A 22,658-nucleotide genomic window follows, 5' to 3' on the forward strand; every position below is an offset into this window, starting at 1 on the left:
AACCGCAAATTATACTGCTATCGATTGGTAATATGTCATAAATTTACCTTTCAAGTTTCACGCAGATTTCACAAATGTGAAGTATAGTTAAAGAGCAGAGGTGATGATGTTGAAAAAATGGGTTTTCTTCATTTTTTCTTTTATACAAATTATATGGTTGGCGGGGTGCGCCGAGAAATCATTTGAGCCAATTAACCGTAGTCTAAGTTTTATTGCGTCGCTCAATATACAAGAACCATCGCTAGATTTTATTGATGAAGAGGGCAATGTAATGGCGTCATGGATATTTGACAAAGCTTATACAGGCGCACTATTACTAGATAAGGACCGGGTTTTGTTATATGGCAACCAATTGGATCAAATCGATGTGTATGCTCTTTCGACAGGGAAAAAACTTTACTCTAAAAAAGTGAAGCTAGGGACAACTAATGTGTACTATGCAGCACAAGTTAAACAATTTTTTATTACGAATAGTACGACGAATACAGTGACAAGCTTTGATGTGGAAGGCAATGAATTGGCATCACAGCAGCTTGGTAATTATCCGATGTCGATGGCATCATACAAAGATAAGCTGTACGTAGTGAATTACAAAGACACCAAACTATCAGTACTAGCAATGAAGGATTTAACGATAGAACAAGAGTGGCCAATTGATAAATCGTCGCATGGAATGGTCATTATTGAAGAGACGAATGAGCTTTGGATTGGCGGTCATGGAGCAGGAAGCAAGCCGAATAGCTCAGTGAAACGTTTTGATCTTACAACGGGGGCTGTTCGAGGAGAAATAGAAATGCCCTTAATGCCTGTAGGCTTAACAAAAACAAAAGATAAAGTTTTAGTTGTTAGCCACGGTCATAATGAATTATATATTGTGGATTTTAAGGGAACCGTGACATGGCAAAAAGAGGTTGGGGCTAATCCGTTTGTTGTCAATCAGTTTAAAGACTATATCGTTGTGGCTGGTTATGACGACCATACATTATATTTTATTAATGATGGTCAAGTACAAAAAACAGTGGATGTTGGTAAAGGTGCATTCCAGCTGTTAGTAAGGGAGGACGAAAAGTGACAACTGTATTAATTGTGGATGATGAGCAAGATATGCGAAATTTAATCGAGATGATGCTCAATAATTCCAAGTTTGAGACCTTTACAGCCGCAAGTGGAACGGAGGCATACGATATTATTGTTCGAGAACAAATCGACTTAGTTTTATTGGATGTCATGATGCCACACGAAGATGGCTTTGCAGTGTGTCAAAGTATTCGGGCGATGTCGAATGTACCTGTTATATTCTTAACGGCACGAGATGCTAATGAGGATAAAGTGAAAGGTCTGACACTTGGGGGAGATGATTATATTGTCAAACCCTTTACAAATGATGAACTAGTGGCACGAATGCATGCTGTACTGAGAAGAAGCGGCACTAATACTACAGATTTACAGCAAAAATATATTATTTTTGGCGCAATAAAATTAGATGAAATCGCGCGTAAAGTTTCGGTGGAAGGAAAGGCAATCCCGTTAACTTTAAAGGAGTTTGAACTATTGCATTTATTTATGAAAAATCCAGGCAATGCCTACTCACGTGAGCAGTTGTTAGAGCGCATTTGGGATATTGATTATTTAGGTGGAACAAGAACGGTCGATACTCATATTAAAACATTACGCTTGAAGCTTGGAAAGGAAGCGGCAGGGTATATCCAAACTGTCTGGGGTGTCGGCTACCGCTTTGATTTAGGCGAATGAAAAAGATTTCAACACGTATATGGCTATTAATTTTTGCCTTTTTGATTATTACCGTTCTTTTTATGTATGTACTGACGGATTTTTTATATGAACAGCTTTATGTGGAAGATACGGAAAGTATGATGATTGAGATCGGCACAAAGTTACAGACAATGTATACGAGTGGCAAAGTAACAGATGAATTTATTGCTGATATTGAACATTATAATGATTATTCTACTTTAAATATTTTCGCTGTTCGGAATCCTCGGGAACTGAGTGCCTGTGTCCCGTTTGATATTGATTATGATACTTTAATAGGTGCTGAAGAACGACAGCAATTGTTAGAAGGCAAGTATGTGCAAAAAATTGGCTATGAGCCCCGATTTGATCGGCAACTGATTTCAGTTGTGTTACCTTTAGTAGATCAAAATAGGCTGGAGGGCATTATTTATATTTACTTCCCTTTAGCCAAAATAAGTGAGTTGGCAAGTCAAGAAGTCATTTTCCTATTTTTAAGCGCTTTTGTCTTTTTGATAGTAATGAGCTTTTTTGTTTATAAAGGTATTCAACGTATTATGCGACCATTAAGTGACTTGCAAACAGCGGTGGAGGAGATGTCTTATGGACATTATGCAACGCGTGTACCTGTTAAATCGAGTGATGAAATCGGCAAACTATCAAGTACTTTTAATGACATGGCGGAAGCAATTCAACGCGAAGATGAAGCTCAAAAGACTTTTTTAGCCACTGTATCACATGAATTACGAACACCTATTAGCTATGTAAAGGGCTATAGTGAGGCAATGCAAAACGGCATTATAGCGGAAACGCAACAAGAAGAGACAATACAGCTAATTGTACGAGAAGCCAATCGTATGGAACGTTTAACAAATGAACTGCTTCAACTAGCTCGGATGGAAAATGAACAAAAGGCTGTTGATCTATATCCGATTCCACTTGCAGAGACATTACGAGAAGTACGAAAAATATTAACGCATCAAGCCCAAAAAAAGCATATTATTTTGCATCTTGAGGTAGACGATGCATTGATTGTCAAAGCAGATGAAGTAAAGCTGAAACAAATTTTTATCAACATTATAGAAAATGCAATTAATTATTCTTATGAGCAGTCGAAGGTCGACATTGTCGCAATAGAACATAATGGCCATGCGCTCATAACGATCAAAGATGAGGGAATCGGTATACCGCAGGAAGATTTATCGCATGTAACAGAGCGGTTTTATCGAGTAAATAAAGCACGCAGTCGCGCAGATGGTGGAAGCGGCCTAGGGCTTTCTATTGTTGAACAATTGTTAAAGCAATTACAAAGTAAGATTGACATTGAAAGTGAACTAGACAAAGGCACAATCGTTAAAATTACAATGCCATTAATGGAGGAATAGTACATGAAGAAGTGGTTATTTACATTGATAGCTGTACCCGCATTATTAGTAGGCTGTGGGGACAAGAAAGAGCCTGCAACACTTGCAACATTAGAGGAGCCTCAAATACCAGACGTAGCAATTTTAACGCCTAAAGAAGTAGCGATAAATGCCCCAATTGAACTGGCTGCCCAAGTTAGTCAAGGAGAACAACCTATTGATGATGCAGTAGTTGAATTTGAAGTATGGGAATCAGGTAAGCGTGATGAAGGGCAAATGTTGGAAGGTAAGTTAGAGAAAGATGGTGTCTATAAAGCGCAGACTACATTCGATCATGACGGTGTATACTTTATGTATGCTCATACGACAGCAAATGGGGTTCATAATATGCCGAAGCAGCAAATTACGGCTGGCACACCTGATATGACGCAAGTAATACAAGAAGATGACAAAGCGAATATGAACATGTCCGATCACGGTGCAGATTCAACTGAAGATACAGAGCAATAAAGAAAATGAAAAAATAATCATTAAAAAGCTTGCATTCTTTTTAAAATAGGCATAATATAATGACCAGATGACCGAAATGGTTTTCTGGTCAGTGTTGTTTCTGTGTACTAAAGAATGTACATAACTTAACATAGAAAGGATGTCACAAATGGATCGTAGGCAGGAAATTCTTGAAGCAGCTGCAAAATCATTTACGTTGTTTGGCTATAAGGCAACGACGATGGAACAAGTGGCGAAAATTGCTAATGTCGGCAAAGGAACAATTTATACATTTTTTGCAAATAAAGAAATTTTATTTCAAGAGATTGCGATGTCACTTGTACGTGAGATGATTGCGGAAGCGGATGCTGTGTTGGATGTATCAGCTAGCTTTATGGATAATGCGCATAATGCTTTGATGAAAATGCTACAATTCCGTGAGAAGCATCTTTTATTTGCGAAGTTAATAGAGGAAGAAAAAGAATTACGCACGCCAGCAGTAAAACAAGTATTAATTCGTATTGAGTCTGAAATTTTATCTTATGTGGCAACGTTAATCCAAAGACGTATTGATAAAGGTGAGATACGAGAGTGTGATGCGGAGTTAGTAAGTTATCTGTTGTTAAAAGCGTATTTAGCGTTCGTGGTAGATTGGCATGAGCTACACGGCGACATGATTCCTGAAGAAAAGATACTTAATCTTTTCAAGGAAACAATCTTTCGAGGACTCGTTCTTTAAGAAAGAATCGACAAATTTTACATATTGTGAAGTTTGTGATTTTTTTGCAGAAAAATGACCAAATGACGTTTTCGGTCAATTAGTATAGGAGTGAGGGAAATCTATGATTAAAGCTGAATGGCTGAAAATCTTTAAAACAAGAAAAATGCTTGTTTCAATCATTGCAGTCCTATTTATCCCGGTCATGTATGCAGGTATGTTTTTATGGGCGTTCTGGGATCCATATGCAGGCATGTCTAATTTACCGGTAGCGATTGTCAACGAAGATAATGGGGCAGAGATGGACGGCTTAAAGTTAGAATTAGGTGATACTTTAGTCGATAAACTGGTCGATAGTAAGCAATTTGATTTTATTGAAGTGTCAAAAGAAAAAGCAGAAAAAGGTTTAAATGGTCGAGACTATTACATGATTTTAGAAATACCAGCTAATTTCTCAGAACATGCTACGACTTTACTTGATGACAAACCTTCTAAATTAGTAATGAACTATATTCCAAATGAAGGATTAAACTTCTTAGGTGCACAAATCGGTGAAACAGCAATGGATCGCATTCGTGCCGAAGTGAATACGCAAGTGTCTGCTACATATGCAGAAAAATTATTTGATTCCATTGCAACACTTGGAGATGGCTTTACAGAAGCGGCTGATGGCTCAGCTAAACTGGATGAAGGCGCTCAAAAAGTAGCAAATGGAGCAAAAGATTTAAAAGGATATTTAGAGCAGTTAGCTTCGAGCACAATCGAACTTTCTGATGGTACAGATAAAATCACTAAAGGTGCAGCGCAAGCCGCAACTGGTGCTAATGAACTGTCAACTGGGCTAGTAAAATTAGAAAATGGTACAGTGCAGTTACAGCAAGGTGCACAGCAGGCTGCTGCGGGTGCATCAAGTCTTGAACAAGGTGTATCACAATATACACAAGGTGTAGCGAAAGTAGGAGCAGGACTTACAACATTAACTGAAAAACAACAGCAAATTATTGCTGGTGCGTCATCAGTTGCTGAAAATGCTGGTGCCTTAAATGGTGCAGCAAATCAATTAGCAGATGGTTCTGCCAAAGTGGAAGCAGGTATTTCAGCTTTGACAGCACAGCTACAAAGTGCGATTGCATCGATGCCAGAAGAGCAAGCTGCTGTGTTAAAACAAACGTTAGCAGAGTTACAAGCAGGAAGTGCAAGTGTGCATAATGGTTTAAGTTCATTAGCATCTGGTACTGAAAAATTACAAGCAGGTGCTAGCCAAGTAAGTGGCGGTGCATCACAAATCGCGGCAGGCCAAAAAGAAGTCCTTGCAGGTGCCAATGCATTAACTGCAAAAAGCAATGAACTAGTACAAGGTGCACAAAGCCTACAAGCTGGTAATACAACACTTGCAGATAAATTAGGTGAATTACATGCGGGTGTCAACACAGCAGTTGCCGGTTCTCAAACATTAGCTTCAGGCTTAAATGACTTAGCTAGTGGATCAACAACGTTGAATGAGGGCACATCAACACTTGCTTCTAAATCTGGTGAGTTAGCAGAAGGTTCTGCTACGTTGGCAGATGGATCAACTGAACTTGCAGATGGTACAGCTACGCTATCTAACAAATTAGGTGAAGCTAGTGAAAAGGCAAATGAAGTGCATGCAAATACTGATACGTATGATATGGTAGGTAGTCCAGTGGAAGTAGACAAAGAATCAGTTAACCATGTTCCTAACTATGGTACAGGTTTCGCTCCTTACTTTATTTCACTTGGATTATTCGTTGGAGCATTACTTATTTCAATTGTCTTCCCACTTGTTGAGCCAGCCATTCGTCCAAAAAATGGTGCAACATGGTTTACAAGTAAAGTAACAGTGCTAGCATTTGTTGGCCTAATTCAAGCGCTATTAACAGTAGGAATTGTTAAATGGGGCTTAGGACTTGAAGTTCAAAACATGGGCTATTTTGTGCTAACAGCTGTTATCACAAGCTATGTGTTCTTAGCTTTAGTGCAAATGTTAGTTTCTATTTTCGGTGATCCAGGTCGATTCATTGCAATTGTTGTATTAATTTTACAACTAACAACAAGTGCAGGTACATTCCCACTTGAATTGATTCCATCACCATTACAAGTATTCAATACATTACTACCAATGACATATACTGTTCAAGCATTTAAAGCAAGCATCTCAACAGGTGATATGTCTTATCTATGGCAAAACTACGGTGTGCTATTTGGATACTTAATCGTGTTCTTAGCAATTACGTTTGGTTACTTCTTGCTATTACACACAAAACGTTACTCAAAAGTAGCCGAAGATTAAGCAATACTTGCACCCACCATTTACTTGGTGGGTGTTTTATTTTTAGTACCATTTTTAGTGCCAGGCACTCAAACAATTCTGAATTTTCATGGCGCAGCTAGTAGAGTTATCTAAGTAAAAATTCACGAAGACTCCTGTGGGAACGCACGAAATGTAAGTCGCAACAAGCCGCGCGAAAGCGAGGGTTGCGGCTTACAACGTGCCCGCGGAAAGCGTAGTGGATTTTTGCGCTTTCAGAAGTTAATAGTATGCCAGGTGGCTATGTATAGTGCCAGGCACTCAAACAATTTACTTATACAATTTCTTTCTAAAAGTAAAACAGCAGCTGATATGAGCGTATCAGCTGCTGTTTTGTGTAAGTGTAAGAGATTTAATTAAGGGTTCATCATACATGTATGATGAAGGGTGTCATCATTAGGTCGTGTGGGGCACGTAATGACTTACAGAATAGGCAAATGCTTATAGGCAGTTACATTTTTCACAAGTGTTGCTGTAGCATTCGCTTTGTTCTTCGATCTTTTCTCCGCATTCCGTGCATTGTTTTGCAGGTAAGTTCTTGAAAAATTCAACTACGTTTTCTAACATTGTGGACTCCTCCTTTAAGTTCATCTGTACTATTACTGTTTTATTATTTTCTAGTGTATTATAACAGATGCGTTTCGTCAACACAAAATGCCTAATTTACGGTAAAATAAAATATGGATATTTTGTGAAGGAGGAAACGATTATGATTTTCGTTGATAATAAAGGGATACATGACCCACGCATTAACCTTGCCATTGAGGAGTATTTATTAAAAACAATGGATGTTGACAAGGAACCAGTGCTGTTATTTTACATAAATCAGCCATCCATTATTATTGGTAAGAACCAAAATACGATTGAAGAAATTAACACAGACTATGTGGAGGAGAACGGCATTATCGTTGTCCGTCGACTTTCTGGTGGTGGTGCGGTGTATCATGATCTCGGTAACCTCAACTATAGCTTTATTACGAAGGACGATGGCGATAGCTTTATGAATTATAAAAAATTCACACAACCAGTTGTCGATGCGCTTGCTAAAATGGGTGTCAATGCTGAGCTGTCGGGTCGTAATGATATTTTAGCAGAAGGACGTAAAGTATCAGGAAACGCACAGTTTTCTACAAAAGGCCGTATGTTTAGTCATGGCACATTGCTGTTTGATACAGAAATCGATGCGGTTGTCTCTGCTTTGAAGGTCAAGAAAGATAAAATCGAATCAAAGGGCATTAAATCGATTCGTTCACGTGTAGCAAATATTTCAGAGTTTTTAATGCATAAAATGACAGTGGAAGAATTTCGTTTAGAGATTTTAAAATCTATTTTCGGTGGCGAAGAAAATATTCGTTACTATGAGCTAACAGAAGAAGATTGGGCGAATATCCATAAATTATCCGCTGAACGCTATCAAACATGGGAATGGAATTACGGTAAATCTCCACGCTTTAATATCCAAAAAACGCATCGCTTCCCTACAGGTGGGATTGATATCCGCTTAGAAGTAAACCATGGCGTGATTGAAGAAGCACATATATTTGGTGATTTCTTCGGGGTTGGTGATATTGCCGATGTAGAGCAGCGTTTAGTTGGGACAAACTATGAGCGAGCTGCCATTGCAAAGGCTTTAGCTGGCATTGACATACCAACTTACTTTGGTGGAATCTCCACAGAAGAGTTTTTACAATTAATATATTAAAAATAGACAAAAAACCGTTGGCAAATGCCTTTCATTAAAAAGAAATTTTTAGCCTATACTTAGAAGGTAGAATGCATTAGCCAGCGGAAAAATTTGTGAGTCACATATGGTGGAGGGAAATCCACAGCTCACTATAGAAAAGGGTATGCGCAGGTTATGGCGCGTAGCCTTTTTTTGGTACAATATATGATAGAAAGGAGTGTCGGTATGGAGAAACATCGAATATTTATTGTCGAGGATGATGTAAAGATTGCATCATTACTTGCAGAAACACTTAGAAAATATCAATACGAAGTGGAAACAATTCAAGAATTTGATCTTCTAATCGAAGAGTTTACAGCGTTTAATCCGCATATGGTGTTGCTTGATATAAATTTACCTGCGTATGACGGCTATTACTGGTGTCGTCAGCTACGTCAACATACAACGTGTCCTATCATTTTCATTTCAGCACGATCTGGTGAAATGGACCAAATTTTTGCGCTTGAAAATGGAGGTGACGATTTTATAACAAAGCCATTTAATTATGAAATTGTTCTCGCTAAAATTCGTAGTCATTTGCGTCGTACATATGGTGAATATGCAGCAAGGCAAGAAGAGCGAACAATTAAGCAAGGGCAACTTGTCTTACATTTAGAGCGTATGGAGTTACACAAAAATGATTTAGAAATCCCATTACAGAAAAAAGAATGTATTATTTTAGAACTGTTAATGGGTCATGCACCAAAAGTTGTAACGCGAGAGCAACTACTAGAGGAGCTATGGGATGATCAAGCATTTGTCGATGAAAATACGTTAAATGTTAATATGACAAGAGTTCGAAAAAAGCTAGCAGATTATAATATTTCGTCATCCATTGAGACTGTTCGTGGTGCAGGCTATCGCTTTATATTGAGTGAGGGTGAGCTGTAATGGGCTGGAAATTATTTTTGCGTGATTATGCAACCTTCTTTATCTTTCAGCTGATTTTAGTTGGCTTTATTATGGTGTTGTACTGGCTTGATGGCTTTCGTAACGTCGATACGGCCATCTATTCTGTGAGTATTAGTTTAGTATTGCTATGCTCATTTTTACTTATTCGCTATTTAATGCGTCAAAGTTATTTGAATAAAATATTACATCTTCCGAAATCAATGGAGGATGTGTTACAAAAAAATGCTAAGACACCAGAAGCAATGCAAGTAGAAAAATATATGCATGAACTATATCGACTGTATCAGCACGAGCTGCATGCGTTGTATGCTAGCCAAAAGCGCCATGATCAATTTATGAATCAATGGGTACATCAAATGAAAACCCCTATTTCAGTTATCGAAATGCTATTACAGGATGAGCGACCTCTCGATAAGAAAAATGTTCAAGAGGAGATTGATCGTTTACGCAGAGGGTTGGATATGGTGCTTGTCAATGCGCGACTAGAAAACTTTGAAGAGGATATGCAAGTAGAACAAATTCCGTTGAAAACCATTGTCACTGCAACAGTTAATGAAAATAAACGTTTATTTATAACAAATCGTGTTTTTCCGGAAATTCATATTGAAGATGACATTATCGTAGCAAGTGATTCAAAATGGCTGCGCTTTATTATCGGGCAATTTGTAACAAACGCTGTGAAATACACTTTCGAAGAAAATAAAAAAATTATCATGTCTGCCATTAAAAAAGATGATTATATTCAGTTAGCCATATGCGATGAAGGTATTGGTATTCCTGCTTCTGACCTTTCACGTGTTACGAAAGCCTTTTTTACGGGTGAAAATGGTCGGAAAACAGGGGAATCCACAGGTATGGGCCTATATTTAGCAAAGGAAATCTGTGAAAAACTAGGGCATCAATTAGACATTACATCAGAAGTAGGGAAAGGTACGATTGTCACTGTAACATTTACCAATTAGGGGGAGCAAAAAATGGGAGAAGTACGTATTGATGACTGGCTATTAAATATTGAATTACAACAAATGCAGGAGCTGTATGACTCACAGACAATGCTATGTGACTGTTTGTTTTGTGAAAATTTCCGTCAGGCAAGTTTATTACTAGAGGATGAGGTCATGCATTTTTGCCAAGTACTTGGGCTAAACTTACATAAACCAAGCCAGCTTAATGCTTTTCCCGTAGAGGGTGGGCAAGTTATGTATAGCGGACACTATAAAGTTTGCGGTGAAATACTTGAAGGTGAGGTAGATGCATGGGATGTCATCGTTGGGGAGCACTGTTTTAGTCTTATTCAGGAACAAGAGAACCAGTCTTCGCAGTTTCAAATTGGCTTTGAAGTGGTATTAAAATGGATATTACCAGAATCTATGGAATTAATCGAGAAATAAGGTGAACAGGATATGCCGATTTTACAAATTAATGATGTTACGAAAGTATACGAGGGGAAGGTTACCCATCGTGCACTCAATCAATTAAGTTTTGACGTCGAAGAAGGCGAGTTTTTAGCTGTGATGGGCCCATCAGGAAGTGGAAAAACGACGTTATTAAACATTATTTCGACGATTGATGAACCGACTAGTGGAGAGATCATTTTAGACGGCATGAATCCGCATACGCTAAATGCGACAGAGCTTGCTTATTTTAGAAGAAGACAGTTGGGCTTTGTTTTTCAAGATTTTAATTTATTGCATATGCTTACCGTCGAAGAAAATATTGTGTTGCCATTAACGCTCGATCAGCAGCCATTGGAAGTGATGGAAGAGCGTCTTGCAGGGATAGTAGAAAAACTTGATTTAACGTCTTTTTTGCAAAAACGACCGAATGAAATTTCAGGCGGACAAGCGCAGAGAACAGCGATTGGACGAGCGTTAATTCATAATCCAAGCCTTATTTTAGCGGATGAGCCGACAGGGAATTTAGACTCGAATTCTTCACGCGATGTTCTGGAGCTATTAACGAAAATTAATAAAGAAAAACAAACGACCATCGTTATGGTAACCCATGATCCAATCGCAGCAAGCTATTGTGATCGTGTGCTATTTATTAAGGACGGTGAGTTTTTCAATGAAATCTATCGCGATGACCGACGTCAAATGTTTTTCCAACGTATTTTAAATGTGTTGAGCTTACTAGGAGGAGGGCAAGTAGGTGACCTTTCGACAATTCGCTTACCGTAATGTCGTACGGAACAGCCGTATTTACGGGGCCTTTTTTATGGCAAGCTTTTTTTCTGTGGCCGTATTTTTTATTTACTCCATGCTCATGTTTCATCCAGATATTGAACGAGGTATATTAGGAGAAGTATCGCTTGTTGGCATGGTTGCAGCTGAAATCGTACTTGTTCTCTTTACTTTGTTCTTTTTATATTACTCCATGAGTGCTTTTTTAGAGGCGAGATCACATGAGTTTGCAATTTTATTGCATCTGGGCATGGAAAAGCGCCAAATGAATAAGCTTGTCTTTTTAGAAACCATGATTATCGGCTCAGGCTCTATTATTGTGGGCATTATTTTTGGCTTTTCATTTTCAAAGTTTTTCTTTATGATTGTGCGTGAAATTTTGCATTTAGAAGATTTGCCACTTTATGTTTCATGGCAACCCTTTTTATTAACAATTGGCGTCTTTACGAGTGCCTTTGTCGTTATTTCTTTCATCAGCGTGTATTTTACACGAGAGAGAAAATTGCGTGATCTTCTTAAGGGAAATGATTATTTAACTAGTGTGGCTAGCTATTCAAAGATTCGTGCAATCTATGGCATTTCTTTAATTTTAGCAACGTATATACTAGCTATTATCGTTTCGCACACAACTATGATTGGTCTCACTTTATTCATACCGTTCACAGCAACTTTTGGAACGTATTATTTTTTCAGTGACTCAGTACCGTTCTTTTTAGAAATTGCTCGAGGGAAACGTAAATTTCATTGGCGGCGCTATCGTCTCCTATCTTTAGCTGAGCAGACACACATTATGATGGATAATGTAAAAATGTTTTTCGTCGTAACGATGGTTTCAACGTTGGCGTTTTTATCTGTTGGTGTGTTAGCGACAATGTCCTCTTATACGACGCAATACGACCGATTAAATCCATTAGGACTGATTTATAAAGGAGATATCGATAATCCTTATGAGGCTGAGCATATTAATTCTCTACGTATGCAGTTAGAGGATAAGGGCTTATCCTACCATTTATCTCGCTTTGTTGTGGTTAAGCAAACTTCCTCCTTTACACAAAATGAAGTTGAAGTATTCCGAGAATCAGATATGAACGTCTTGCTATCTTCCTTTAACTATCCGTTAATTGATTTAGCGTCTGGTGAGGCGGTATTCATACCTTATTCAGAAGAATCTTTGAATAAACTTAAAAATACAGAAGTCCGTACTATTTTAGAAGAAAACGAAATTCCTATTACAATTGACAGTGTATACCCTAAAATTGTTTTTCCTGGATCAATTGTCAGCGTGAACTCGATTGTCATTAGCGATGAAGATTTTGTGAAGCTTGTAAACCCGATTACAACTAAGGGGGTTGTACAGCCGAGTTATCACCTATTCACATTTGATATTCCACAGTGGATGGAGACGAAGGATATTGGCAAGGATATTGTAGATAGTGCTTCAACCCAATATTTTCATAGTCTTAAAAAGGGGAAGCATAGTCCATTTTATTTTGAAAATGCAGGATTAAATTATTCTTATATACTAGCTACTTACTCATTATTTACATTAGTTGGTGTTTTAGTAGCAACTGTATTTTTATTAGCGGCTGGTAGTTTTATTTACTTTAAACTGCATACTTCACTTGAACGAGAAAAGCGGAAATTTGATGTATTAAAACGGATGGGCTTAACAGATTTAGAGTTGAAAAAGCTGGTCAACCGCCATTTATTCCCACAATTTTTCTTGCCGTGGAGTGTTGCAATGATGCACAGTGCCTTTGCTTTCTTTATGGTACAGGGCATTTTAAAAGATATTGCCAATATTTCAATTGTCAAAGAAGTTTTCTTTGCCTTTGGTTTTTTTGTGCTAATACAAGTCATTTATTTTTACTTAATTCGTTGGCGTTACATCTCACATATTCGTTCTTAAATATTCGTATGAAAGAGAAAAAAATGAATTATTTAACGGTAATAACAACATGAAGTAAAAAGACTCATTGTTTTTTAGATATATTTCTTATATAATATTACTGAATAACGATTCATTTTATACGATAAGGGGATGGTGTAATTGAATTTAGTTTCATGTGTTCGTCAACAAGCAGCAGAGCAACCGGAAAAAATTGCGTATCATTTTATGGGGAAAGATACGACCTATGGGGAATTTGAACAGACTGTTGGTCGCTTTGCACAAGGGTTACAAGATTTAGGGGTACAAAAAGGGGATCACGTGGCGTTTTTACTCGGCAATACGCCACATTATTTAATTGCTTTATATGCAACAATGCGGTTAGGAGCGACAGCTATTCCTGTCAATCCAATCTATACACCAGATGAGATTTCTTATATTTTACGAAATGGCGATGTTAAAGCGGTTATTGCGCTTGATGCACTGCTTCCATTAGTCGAACTAGGTGTACAAGCCTTTCCGGAAGTCGCAACATTTGTCGTTTGTGAAACAACAGCAGATGTAGCTGAAAAAATAGCAGCTTTATCGCAAGAGGCAAAGGCAAAAACGCATTTGTTTTCACAGGTGATTGCGCGTGCAACTGGCTCATTAGAACCTGCTAACGTAGCACAAAATGACACGGCTATTATTTTATATACGTCAGGTACAACAGGGACTCCAAAGGGTGCCATGCTGACACATGAAAATGTTTATTCCAATGCACGAGACGTCTCAACGTATTTAGGCTATCGAGCAGATGATCGTATTATTGCAACATTACCGGTTTTCCATGTATTTGCGTTAACAGTCGTAGTGAATGCACCGTTAATTAGTGGCGCAACGGTTTTGCTGGCACCGCGCTTTAGTCCAAGTGAAATTTTTGCGTTAGCGAAGGAGCAACAGGCAACGGTTTTTGCAGGTGTACCAACGATGTATAACTTTTTATATTTACTACCTGAAGGCAAGCCGGAAGATTTCGCGACAATCCGTTTAGCCATTTCAGGTGGAGCATCTTTACCTGTCGCACTATTACATAATTTCGAGCAGAAATTTAATGTACGTGTATCAGAAGGCTATGGTTTATCAGAAGCATCACCGGTAACATGTTTTAATCCATTAGATCGAGACCGCAAAGCTGGCTCTATCGGTACATCTATCAATAATGTTGTAAATAGAGTCGTGGATGTTCATGGTCGAGAAGTGCCGGTTGGTGAGGTCGGTGAGTTAGTCGTTCGTGGTCCCAATGTCATGAAAGGCTATTATAAAATGCCTGAAGAAACGGCCATGGCTATCCGTGATGGCTGGTTATACACGGGAGACTTGGCAAAAGTAGATGACGAAGGCTATTTTTATATCGTTGATCGCAAAAAGGATATGATTCTTGTGGGTGGCTATAATGTCTATCCAAGAGAAGTAGAGGAAGTGCTGTTTGCCCATGATAATGTGGTAGAAGCAGCAGTTGTCGGCTACCCTGATCCTAATTTTGGTGAAGCAGTTCATGCCTACATTGTGCTCAAGGAGGTAGCGGCCACAACGACAGACGACATATTGGCGTACTGTGCACAGCATATGGTGAAATACAAAGTACCAAAGGTTGTTGAAATACTGGATGAGCTACCGAAAAATACAACAGGGAAAATTTTGCGCCGTTCCTTAAAAGCAAAAGTATAAAAATAATATACTAGAAAGCAAGCCCACCATGGAAAATCATATGGTGGGCTTGCTTGTCTTTTTTAAATTGTCAGAATTGTTTGGGTGCCTGGCACTGTGAAATAAGTTGAGTGCATAGAGCTGTAGTGATAAAATCAGTCATGTGTAAACTTCTACATACTTTAAAAGGGCTTGTCATATAGTAGGGGAGAAGTAATATATAAGCTGTTATGGAACCCATTAGTGTGCAACAACGTCCAAGCTTTTAGAAAAATTAAATTGAAAGAGAGCTTACAAAAACGATGATAGGACTCATTCAAGAGTTAATTAGTTTTATAATGCATATTGATGTGCATTTGGAAGAAATCATTCGTGATTTTGGTAATTGGAGTTATCTCATTTTATTTGCCATTGTGTTTGTCGAAACAGGTGTTGTTATTTTTCCATTTTTACCGGGTGATTCATTACTTTTCGCTAGTGGTACATTAACAGCAGCGATGGGTGCCTTTGATTTATGGGTTTTAATTCCTGTATTTTTGGCAGCGGCAATCTTAGGGGATACAATGAATTATCATATAGGCCATAAAGTCGGAACTTCGATTCCACCGAAAAGCTTTTTAGGCCGAATTGTTAAAAAAGAACGCATGGAAGCAGCGGAGAAATTTTTTAACACACATGGTGGGAAAACGATTGTAATTGCTCGATTCATGCCATTTATTCGTACGTTTATCCCGTTTGTTGCAGGCGCAAGTAAGATGCACTATAGCTACTTTTTACTGTATAACATTGTAGGTGCAGTGTTATGGGTATTCAGCTGTACATTACTTGGTTATTTCTTTGGTAATATCCCAATTATTAAAGACAACTTCTCGGTAGTACTAATTTTAATCATATTTATATCAGTTGTACCAGCAGTGGTTGGTGCTGTAAAAGCAAAACTTGGTGGAAAATAACTAAGTGCCTCAGATATCATTCTGAGGCATTTTTTTATTTGTTAATTAGTGCTAGCATAACAATCTTTTTTTACTATCAGGGTTAGATGGTGGAGGAGAAGGATATCAAAAATATATTATGCAAAGCTACTTTATTTTGGAAAGTAATAATTAGCTAAATTTATAGGCATATAATAGTTATTCTGTAAGAAAAACTTAAAGTTATATTGAAAAAATAAGCGTAAGGTAATGAAAGATGCTATAATAATTACTAGAAAATGGTGAATTGGAGGCAACGAAATGGAAGTATTTATCGGGAGACAGCCAATCTTTAATCTTCACGAACAAATCGTTGCGTATGAATTGTTATATCGAAACAATAATGTGAATGCATTTCCTGATGTCGATTCAGATGCTGCAACAGTGGATGTGTTAGTGAATTCATTTTTATCAATTGGTATCGACGAGGTGACGAAAGGAAAGCCTTGTTTTGTTAATTTTACGGAAAACTTGCTAATGAGTTCAATCGAGGAATTTTTAAATCCTTCGCAAGTTGTCATAGAAATTTTAGAAGATGTACCACTAACACCAAAATTAGTTGACCGTATCATAGAGTTGAAGTCACATGGATTTAAAATAGCGTTGGATGATTTTATTTTAAAAGAGGATAGCCAAGTATATGAGAGCCTGTTTCCACATATCGATTTTATAAAGGTAGATTTTTTATTATCTTCTGTGCTTGAACGAATGGAAATCGAAAATTTGGTAAAAGAAAATTTCCCTCATATTCAATTGCTTGCAGAAAAAGTCGAAACACAACAGCAATTTAAAATAGCGATGCATTCAGGCTATGAGTTATTTCAAGGTTATTTTTTTGAACAGCCTCAAATAATTAAAGCAATGGATATTCCAGCAAACGCTATTCAATATTTCCATATTATTTCGCTCTTAAAAGAAGAAGAGCCAAATGTTCACCTGTTAGCAGAAAATATTGAGCGAGATATATCTCTGACGTATAAATTATTACAAATGATTAATAATTCAAATAGACGTTCAAAATCTAAAGTCCGTTCAATCAAGCAAGCGATTTTATTGCTTGGTCTAGCGAATCTTCGGAAATGGATTTATTTATTAGCTTTGCGTGAATTTGACGGTAAAACAGATTCCGATCTTTTTCAAGAATTGATGTGTACCTCTTTGTTCAGAGCAAAGGTTTGTGAAAAATTAGCAAAGCTATCCTATAAAGAAAACTTTTCTGAATACTTTTTAGTTGGAATGTTTTCATTAATTGATACGATATTACAAAGACCGATGCATGCTATTTTGCAGCAACTACCTTTTTCAGAGGCGATAAGCGAAACAATTTTAGGTGGTCAAACAGAGATGACGCCTTATTTGGAATTTAGTATTGCTCTAGGAAAATTAGATTGGCAACGCTTAGAACAATTAGCTCCTCAATTAAATCTAGAAATGACAAGCATCGATTTACTTTACAATGAAGCACTTGAATGGGCAGAAACATCACTATAATTAAATGAACTATAAAAAATGGGGTAGTGACATAGCTTAAAAATAACCTACATTTTGTAAAGAGAATACACTGGTTGATGGTATCGAAGGCGTTGACTCCTGCTCAGAACAGCACACAATGTAAGCCGCAGCCCGCGCAGTAGCGAGGGTTGCGGCTTACGATGTGCCCGTGAAAAGCACCGCCGTAGCGGACATCAACGGTATGGCAGAAAGTGTTAGATTGTCGGCAGTCAATCTAACACTTTCTCTTTTGCTTTTGATGTATTAGGAGTAGAGAGTCATTCAAAGTGGAGTTTCTCTTTATCAAGATGAAGTTCTCAACGTGTAAACTATTTGCTATAATCATGTCGTCTTTAGAAAAATTCTGATAGTTGAAGTGGGCGTGAGGAAATGAATCAAACACAAGATGTAAAAACAAGTATTTTGGAATATGTATATGTCATTATTGGTGCCGCAGTTGTGGCAATTGGTTTCAATGTCTTTTTACTACCTAATCAAGTAGCATCAGGTGGCGTTAGTGGAATAAGCACCATTTTACATGGCTTATTTGGCTGGAATCCTGGACTCGTTCAATATGCATTTAATATCCCGCTGTTTTTAGCTGGCGTTCTAATACTTGGTAAAAAGTTTGGTGTAAAGTCTTTTGTTGGTACAATAACATTACCATTTGTTGTATTGATAACAGATAATTGGGAACCTTGGACAGACAATCCTTTGCTTGGGGCACTTTTTGGGGGAATTGTTGTTGGATTAGGAATAGGACTTGTCTTTAAGGGGAATGCTTCTACTGGTGGCACTGATTTACTAGCGCAAATTATAACAAAGTTTACCGGATTATCGCTTGGTACAAGTGTACTATTAATTGATGGAATTATCGCGATTAGTGCAGCGATTGTTTTTGACTTAGAAAAAGGACTCTATGCGTTAATTGGGCTTTATGTTACAACCAAAACGATTGATATTATACAACTTGGATTTAGTCAATCTAAAATGGTCTATATTATTACGTTGAAGCAAGATGAAGTGCGTGATGCAATATATGCCGAAATTAATCGTGGTGTAACAAAATTACCAGCAATTGGCGGTTATACAGGACAAGCACGACCAGTGTTAATGGTTGTGGTTTACCAAACAGAGTTCACAAAGCTGAAACAACTCATTAAAAACGTTGATCCATCTGCGTTTGTCATCGTTTCTGATGCTTACGAGGTATTAGGTGAAGGTTTCAAACGCGCGTAGTTTTGGTATAATATTACGGAAAGATATTCATTTATTTAGGAGGGGTACTAATGAAAAAAGCAATGTTAACATTAGTGTTCGGTTCAGCAATTTTCCTTGCTGCATGTGGTGGCGGCGGAGACAAAAATAATGCTACAGGCAATAACGATACGGCTGCTGAGCCAGACGGTAAAGCTATCGCAATGAAGTCATGTGTTACTTGTCATGGTGGCGAGTTGCAAGGTATGGGTAGTGCACCTGCACTAAACAATGTAGGCTCTCGTTTATCGGAAGAGGAAATTTTGGATGTCATTAACAATGGTCGTGGGGCTATGCCACCTGGACTTATTAAAGGTGCAGACGCGGAAGCCGTTGCAAAATGGTTAGCGACTCAAAAATAAATAGATGAAAAAACTAGCGGTTCTGTAGACCGCTAGTTTTTCTGTTTTTACATATAATAGGCAATTATAGCACTTGGATGTTACACCGCTGTCTTGAAGGAAGTATAATGGTATTACGCAATATACATGCAAACAAGTGTAAATTCATTTCTTTTATACATAGGCATGCTAAAATAAAACAATATTCAATTCGTTTGAATGGAGGCTGCAAACATTGGTCGTAGTAATGACAAGGGACGTAATGGAAAAATTTAAGCTAGAGTTATTAGGTGGGGAAGAAGGAATAGGAAGAACAATTACCACGAGTGATATTTCTAGACCAGGCTTAGAGATGGCGGGATATTTTACGCATTATCCTGCTAATCGCGTACAATTGCTAGGTAAAACGGAGCTGTCCTTTTTCGAAATGTTACCTGTAAATGTGAAACTGGAACGAATGCGGTTACTATGTTCGCAGGACACACCAGCTATCATTATCTCGCGTGATTTAGAAGTTCCGGAAGAGCTTATTCAAGCTGCTAATGAAAAGCATGTACCTGTTTTCAAAACACATATGACAACAACGAAATTTTCGAGTAGGCTAACCAATTATTTAGAGGGGCGCTTAGCACCTATGACAGCAGCACACGGGGTATTGGTCGATGTCTATGGCATCGGTGTGCTTATTATCGGAAAAAGCGGGGTTGGGAAAAGTGAAACTGCGCTTGAACTTGTTAAAAAAGGACATCGCTTAGTTGCGGATGATTGCGTGGAAATACGTCAGGAATCTGAAAACTTTTTAATAGGTAGCCCACCACCGCTTTTAGAGCATTTATTAGAAATCCGAGGTATTGGGATTATTGATATTATGACACTCTTTGGAGCAAGTGCTGTTCGACCTTATAAGCGTATTACCTTAATTATTGAATTGGAAATATGGGATCCTGAGAAAGTATATGATCGCTTAGGTTTAGAAGAAGAGAAAATGAAAATCATTGATACGGAACTGACAAAACTAACAATTCCTGTACGTCCTGGTCGAAATGTATCAGTTATTATCGAAGTTGCAGCGATGAATTACCGCTTGAAAAAAATGGGTGTCAATGCAGCGGAAGAGTTTTCAAGAAGATTAGATGAAGTGATTTCTTCAACAGATGAATTAGACGATTAATCGCATCGTTCAATATTGAGAGGAGCAAAAAATGGATTTACTACTTTTAGATATTAACCCTGTCGCCTTTCATTTAGGGCCAATTCCTGTACGTTGGTACGGACTTTTAATTGTATCGGGGATTATTTTAGCATATTTTGTTGGACAAAGAGAGGCTGTCAAACGTGGCTTGCCTGAGGATTTTTTAGCAGACTTGTTATTATGGGCAGTGCCAATCTCAATTGTCTGCGCGCGCATCTACTATGTTTCGATGCGTTGGGATTATTATAGCGAAAATCCGGGCAATATTATTCAAATTTGGAATGGCGGTATCGCTATTCACGGTGCGTTAATCGGTGCATTTGTGACGGCTTACATATTTACTCGAAAAAAAGGGGTAAGCTTTTTACGTGTGGCAGATATTTTAGCGCCGAGTCTGTTAATTGGTCAAATTATTGGCCGTTGGGGTAATTTTATGAACCAAGAAGCATTCGGCGGCCCTGTGTCACGTTCATTTTTAGAAAATATGATGCTTCCTGATTGGATTATTAACCAAATGTATATTGAAGAACTAGGGACGTATGTTCATCCTACGTTTTTATATGAATCTGCATGGAATTTTGTCGGCTTAATAATTTTACTGGTATTACGTAAAGTGAATTTAAATCGCGGTGAGATTTTCTTTAGCTATTTAATATGGTATTCAATTGGTCGCTTCTATATTGAAGGTCTTCGTACAGATAGCCTTTATTTAGTAGGAGACTTACGCTCGGCGCAAGTTGTTTCAATTATAGGTATTGTCGTAGGACTTGTGGCAATAATATATCGCCGTTTAAAAGTAAAGCCTGTAGTAAAATATTTGGACAATAAGTAAGGAGTGAAAAGTATGGCTGTAAAGGCATTGCTTTTTGATTTTGATGGTACGCTATTAAATACAAATGATTTAATCATTCAATCATTTATGCATGTTTTAGAAGAGAGATTTCCCGGGCAATATTCGCCAAAAGATTGCCTGAAATTCATGGGTCCGTCATTAAAACAGACATTTAGTGAATTAACGCCAGGCGAAGAAGACGAAATGATGGCTAAATATCGCGCTTGGAATGAACCACATCATGATGAGCTTGTAACAGAGTTCCCTGATGTGGTGTCCACGTTAGAGCAACTAAAATCTATGGGCATTAAATTAGCTATTGTCTCAACAAAACGTAATTCCATGATTGATCGTGGGTTGCATATTTTAGGAGCTAGCCATCTATTTGATGTCATCGTCGGGACAGACGATGTCCAACATGTGAAGCCTGATCCTGAGCCTGTATTACTTGCTCTATCACGTCTCGATATAGCAAAAGAAGATGCTATCATGATCGGTGATAATTCTCATGATATTGAGGCTGGGCATAATGCCGGTGTAAGAGCTGCGGGTGTTGTATGGTCATTAAAAGGGGAACAATATTTACAGCAGTTTCAACCAGAGTATATGTTAGACCATATGAAGGATTTACTTGCGATTGTGAAAGAGGGGTAAAGCTATGGCGCGTAAAACAGAAAGATATCGTGTCGAAGGAGCAAACTCATTATGGAATGTTTATGATACGGTGTCCTTTTGGAAGGTGATGAAGTGCTTCATTGTCATTCAAATTGGACGCTTCACACCTTTTTTACGCGTGAAGAACTGGCTGTATCGTACTTTTTTAAAAATGAAAATTGGTGAACAAACATCGATAGCTTTAATGGTTATGCCAGATACGATGTTTCCTGAGCGTATTCATGTCGGCAATAATACCGTTATTGGCTTTAATACGACAATATTAGCACATGAATACTTAATTGAGGAATATCGTCTAGGGGATGTCCATATTGGCAATGAAGTGATGGTCGGTGCGAATTCAACCATTTTACCAGGTGTATCAATAGGTGATGGAGCCATTGTGTCAGCAGCCACACTAGTCCATAAGGATGTACCAGCTGGCTGTCTAGCAGGTGGTAATCCGATGCGAATTATTTATACAGCCGAACAAATGGCGGAGCGCAAACAGAAGGAAGTTGTGCAATGGTGCACGCCGAAAAAGTGAGATAATGAGGCTGCGACACAATTGCGCTGAGGTGTAATTGATAAACAGGGACAAAGGTGTTCGTAAATTTTACTATTTTTCTGAAGGAGAACTTAGCTATTCACTCTTTGGCAATAGATAAAATCTAACGGTGGACGGATTCTCGGCATTAATGCAATTTCCATGCTAGCCATGTATTATTTACTTACTAAGTAAAAATTCACGTAGACTCCTGCGGGAACAGCATATGTTGTAAGACGCAACAGACCGCGCGACAGCGAGGGTTGCGGCTTACACTGTGCCCGCGGAAAGCGAAGTGAATTTTTACGATTTAGGACCGATATTCT

General features: G+C 38.1%; 22 protein-coding genes. 21 read left to right on the forward strand and 1 reads right to left on the reverse strand.

Going from position 1 to position 22,658, the window contains the following annotated elements; genetic code table 11:
• The first annotated feature begins 103 nt into the window (after positions 1-103).
• The 6 genes from ACIQXI_RS13880 (at position 104) to ACIQXI_RS13905 (ending at position 6,634) form a co-directional block, all read left to right on the forward strand.
• Positions 104-1,072 (forward strand): YncE family protein, encoded by a 969-nt coding sequence (locus ACIQXI_RS13880; RefSeq protein WP_402925925.1) that lies wholly within the window; start codon positions 104-106, stop codon positions 1,070-1,072.
• Positions 1,069-1,752 (forward strand): response regulator transcription factor, encoded by a 684-nt coding sequence (locus ACIQXI_RS13885; protein ID WP_402925927.1) that lies wholly within the window; start codon positions 1,069-1,071, stop codon positions 1,750-1,752. The genes ACIQXI_RS13880 and ACIQXI_RS13885 overlap by 4 nt, the downstream gene beginning before the upstream one ends.
• The gene (locus tag ACIQXI_RS13890; protein WP_402925929.1) at positions 1,749-3,137 is read left to right on the forward strand and encodes a sensor histidine kinase; all 1,389 of its coding nucleotides are present in this window, start codon (positions 1,749-1,751) and stop codon (positions 3,135-3,137) included. Before ACIQXI_RS13885 ends, ACIQXI_RS13890 begins: the two co-directional genes overlap by 4 nt.
• Before the next feature lie 3 nt (positions 3,138-3,140).
• Positions 3,141-3,626 (forward strand): FixH family protein, encoded by a 486-nt coding sequence (locus ACIQXI_RS13895; RefSeq protein WP_402925931.1) that lies wholly within the window; start codon positions 3,141-3,143, stop codon positions 3,624-3,626.
• A 148-nt stretch (positions 3,627-3,774) separates the two neighbouring features.
• The gene (locus ACIQXI_RS13900; protein WP_402925933.1) at positions 3,775-4,344 is read left to right on the forward strand and encodes a TetR/AcrR family transcriptional regulator; all 570 of its coding nucleotides are present in this window, start codon (positions 3,775-3,777) and stop codon (positions 4,342-4,344) included.
• A 103-nt stretch (positions 4,345-4,447) separates the two neighbouring features.
• Positions 4,448-6,634 carry a YhgE/Pip family protein gene (locus ACIQXI_RS13905; RefSeq protein WP_402925936.1) on the forward strand — a complete coding sequence of 729 codons (2,187 nt, stop codon included), beginning with the start codon at positions 4,448-4,450 and terminating at the stop codon, positions 6,632-6,634.
• Between the two features lie 459 nt (positions 6,635-7,093).
• Here the strand turns inward: ACIQXI_RS13905 and yhfH are convergent, their stop codons facing one another.
• Entirely contained in the window at positions 7,094-7,219 is a 126-nt protein-coding gene (gene yhfH, locus ACIQXI_RS13910; protein ID WP_069514604.1) for a protein YhfH, read from the reverse strand.
• 142 nt (positions 7,220-7,361) lie between these two features.
• Between yhfH and lplA the strand changes: the two genes are divergently transcribed.
• The 15 genes from lplA (at position 7,362) to ACIQXI_RS13985 (ending at position 22,332) form a co-directional block, all read left to right on the forward strand.
• On the forward strand, positions 7,362-8,354 hold the full coding sequence (gene lplA, locus ACIQXI_RS13915; protein ID WP_402925939.1) for a lipoate--protein ligase: 993 nt from the start codon (positions 7,362-7,364) through the stop codon (positions 8,352-8,354).
• A 207-nt stretch (positions 8,355-8,561) separates the two neighbouring features.
• Positions 8,562-9,266 carry a response regulator transcription factor gene (locus ACIQXI_RS13920; RefSeq protein ID WP_402925941.1) on the forward strand — a complete coding sequence of 235 codons (705 nt, stop codon included), beginning with the start codon at positions 8,562-8,564 and terminating at the stop codon, positions 9,264-9,266.
• Positions 9,266-10,249, forward strand: a complete 984-nt coding sequence (locus ACIQXI_RS13925; protein ID WP_402925942.1) for a sensor histidine kinase — start codon at positions 9,266-9,268, stop codon at positions 10,247-10,249. Before ACIQXI_RS13920 ends, ACIQXI_RS13925 begins: the two co-directional genes overlap by 1 nt.
• 12 nt (positions 10,250-10,261) lie before the next feature.
• Complete coding sequence (locus ACIQXI_RS13930; protein WP_402925944.1) at positions 10,262-10,678, forward strand: hypothetical protein; 417 nt, start codon at positions 10,262-10,264, stop codon at positions 10,676-10,678.
• 12 nt (positions 10,679-10,690) lie between these two features.
• Positions 10,691-11,467: an ABC transporter ATP-binding protein gene (locus tag ACIQXI_RS13935; protein ID WP_402925946.1), complete on the forward strand. Its 777-nt coding sequence runs from the start codon at positions 10,691-10,693 to the stop codon at positions 11,465-11,467.
• Positions 11,439-13,379 (forward strand): FtsX-like permease family protein, encoded by a 1,941-nt coding sequence (locus tag ACIQXI_RS13940; RefSeq protein ID WP_402925948.1) that lies wholly within the window; start codon positions 11,439-11,441, stop codon positions 13,377-13,379. Before ACIQXI_RS13935 ends, ACIQXI_RS13940 begins: the two co-directional genes overlap by 29 nt.
• A gap of 141 nt (positions 13,380-13,520) precedes the next feature.
• Positions 13,521-15,068: a fatty acid--CoA ligase family protein gene (locus ACIQXI_RS13945; protein ID WP_402925950.1), complete on the forward strand. Its 1,548-nt coding sequence runs from the start codon at positions 13,521-13,523 to the stop codon at positions 15,066-15,068.
• Positions 15,069-15,352: 284 nt separating this feature from the next.
• Positions 15,353-16,000 (forward strand): VTT domain-containing protein, encoded by a 648-nt coding sequence (locus tag ACIQXI_RS13950; protein ID WP_402926495.1) that lies wholly within the window; start codon positions 15,353-15,355, stop codon positions 15,998-16,000.
• A gap of 279 nt (positions 16,001-16,279) precedes the next feature.
• Positions 16,280-17,509, forward strand: a complete 1,230-nt coding sequence (locus tag ACIQXI_RS13955; RefSeq protein WP_402925952.1) for an EAL and HDOD domain-containing protein — start codon at positions 16,280-16,282, stop codon at positions 17,507-17,509.
• 390 nt (positions 17,510-17,899) lie between these two features.
• Entirely contained in the window at positions 17,900-18,748 is an 849-nt protein-coding gene (locus ACIQXI_RS13960; RefSeq protein WP_402925954.1) for a YitT family protein, read from the forward strand.
• Positions 18,749-18,798: 50 nt separating this feature from the next.
• Positions 18,799-19,128, forward strand: coding sequence for a cytochrome c551 (gene cccB, locus ACIQXI_RS13965; protein WP_402925956.1), 330 nt, complete (start codon positions 18,799-18,801; stop codon positions 19,126-19,128).
• A gap of 214 nt (positions 19,129-19,342) precedes the next feature.
• On the forward strand, positions 19,343-20,278 hold the full coding sequence (gene hprK, locus ACIQXI_RS13970) for an HPr(Ser) kinase/phosphatase (protein ID WP_402925958.1): 936 nt from the start codon (positions 19,343-19,345) through the stop codon (positions 20,276-20,278).
• Between the two features lie 31 nt (positions 20,279-20,309).
• On the forward strand, positions 20,310-21,131 hold the full coding sequence (lgt, locus tag ACIQXI_RS13975) for a prolipoprotein diacylglyceryl transferase (protein ID WP_402925960.1): 822 nt from the start codon (positions 20,310-20,312) through the stop codon (positions 21,129-21,131).
• 12 nt (positions 21,132-21,143) lie between these two features.
• Positions 21,144-21,785: a pyrophosphatase PpaX gene (gene ppaX, locus ACIQXI_RS13980; RefSeq protein WP_402925963.1), complete on the forward strand. Its 642-nt coding sequence runs from the start codon at positions 21,144-21,146 to the stop codon at positions 21,783-21,785.
• Between the two features lie 4 nt (positions 21,786-21,789).
• Positions 21,790-22,332 (forward strand): acyltransferase, encoded by a 543-nt coding sequence (locus ACIQXI_RS13985; RefSeq protein WP_402925965.1) that lies wholly within the window; start codon positions 21,790-21,792, stop codon positions 22,330-22,332.
• Positions 22,333-22,658: the final 326 nt, after the last annotated feature.

The sequence above is a fragment of the Lysinibacillus sp. NPDC097195 genome (genome assembly GCF_044762075.1).
Lineage (GTDB): Bacteria > Bacillota > Bacilli > Bacillales_A > Planococcaceae > Lysinibacillus.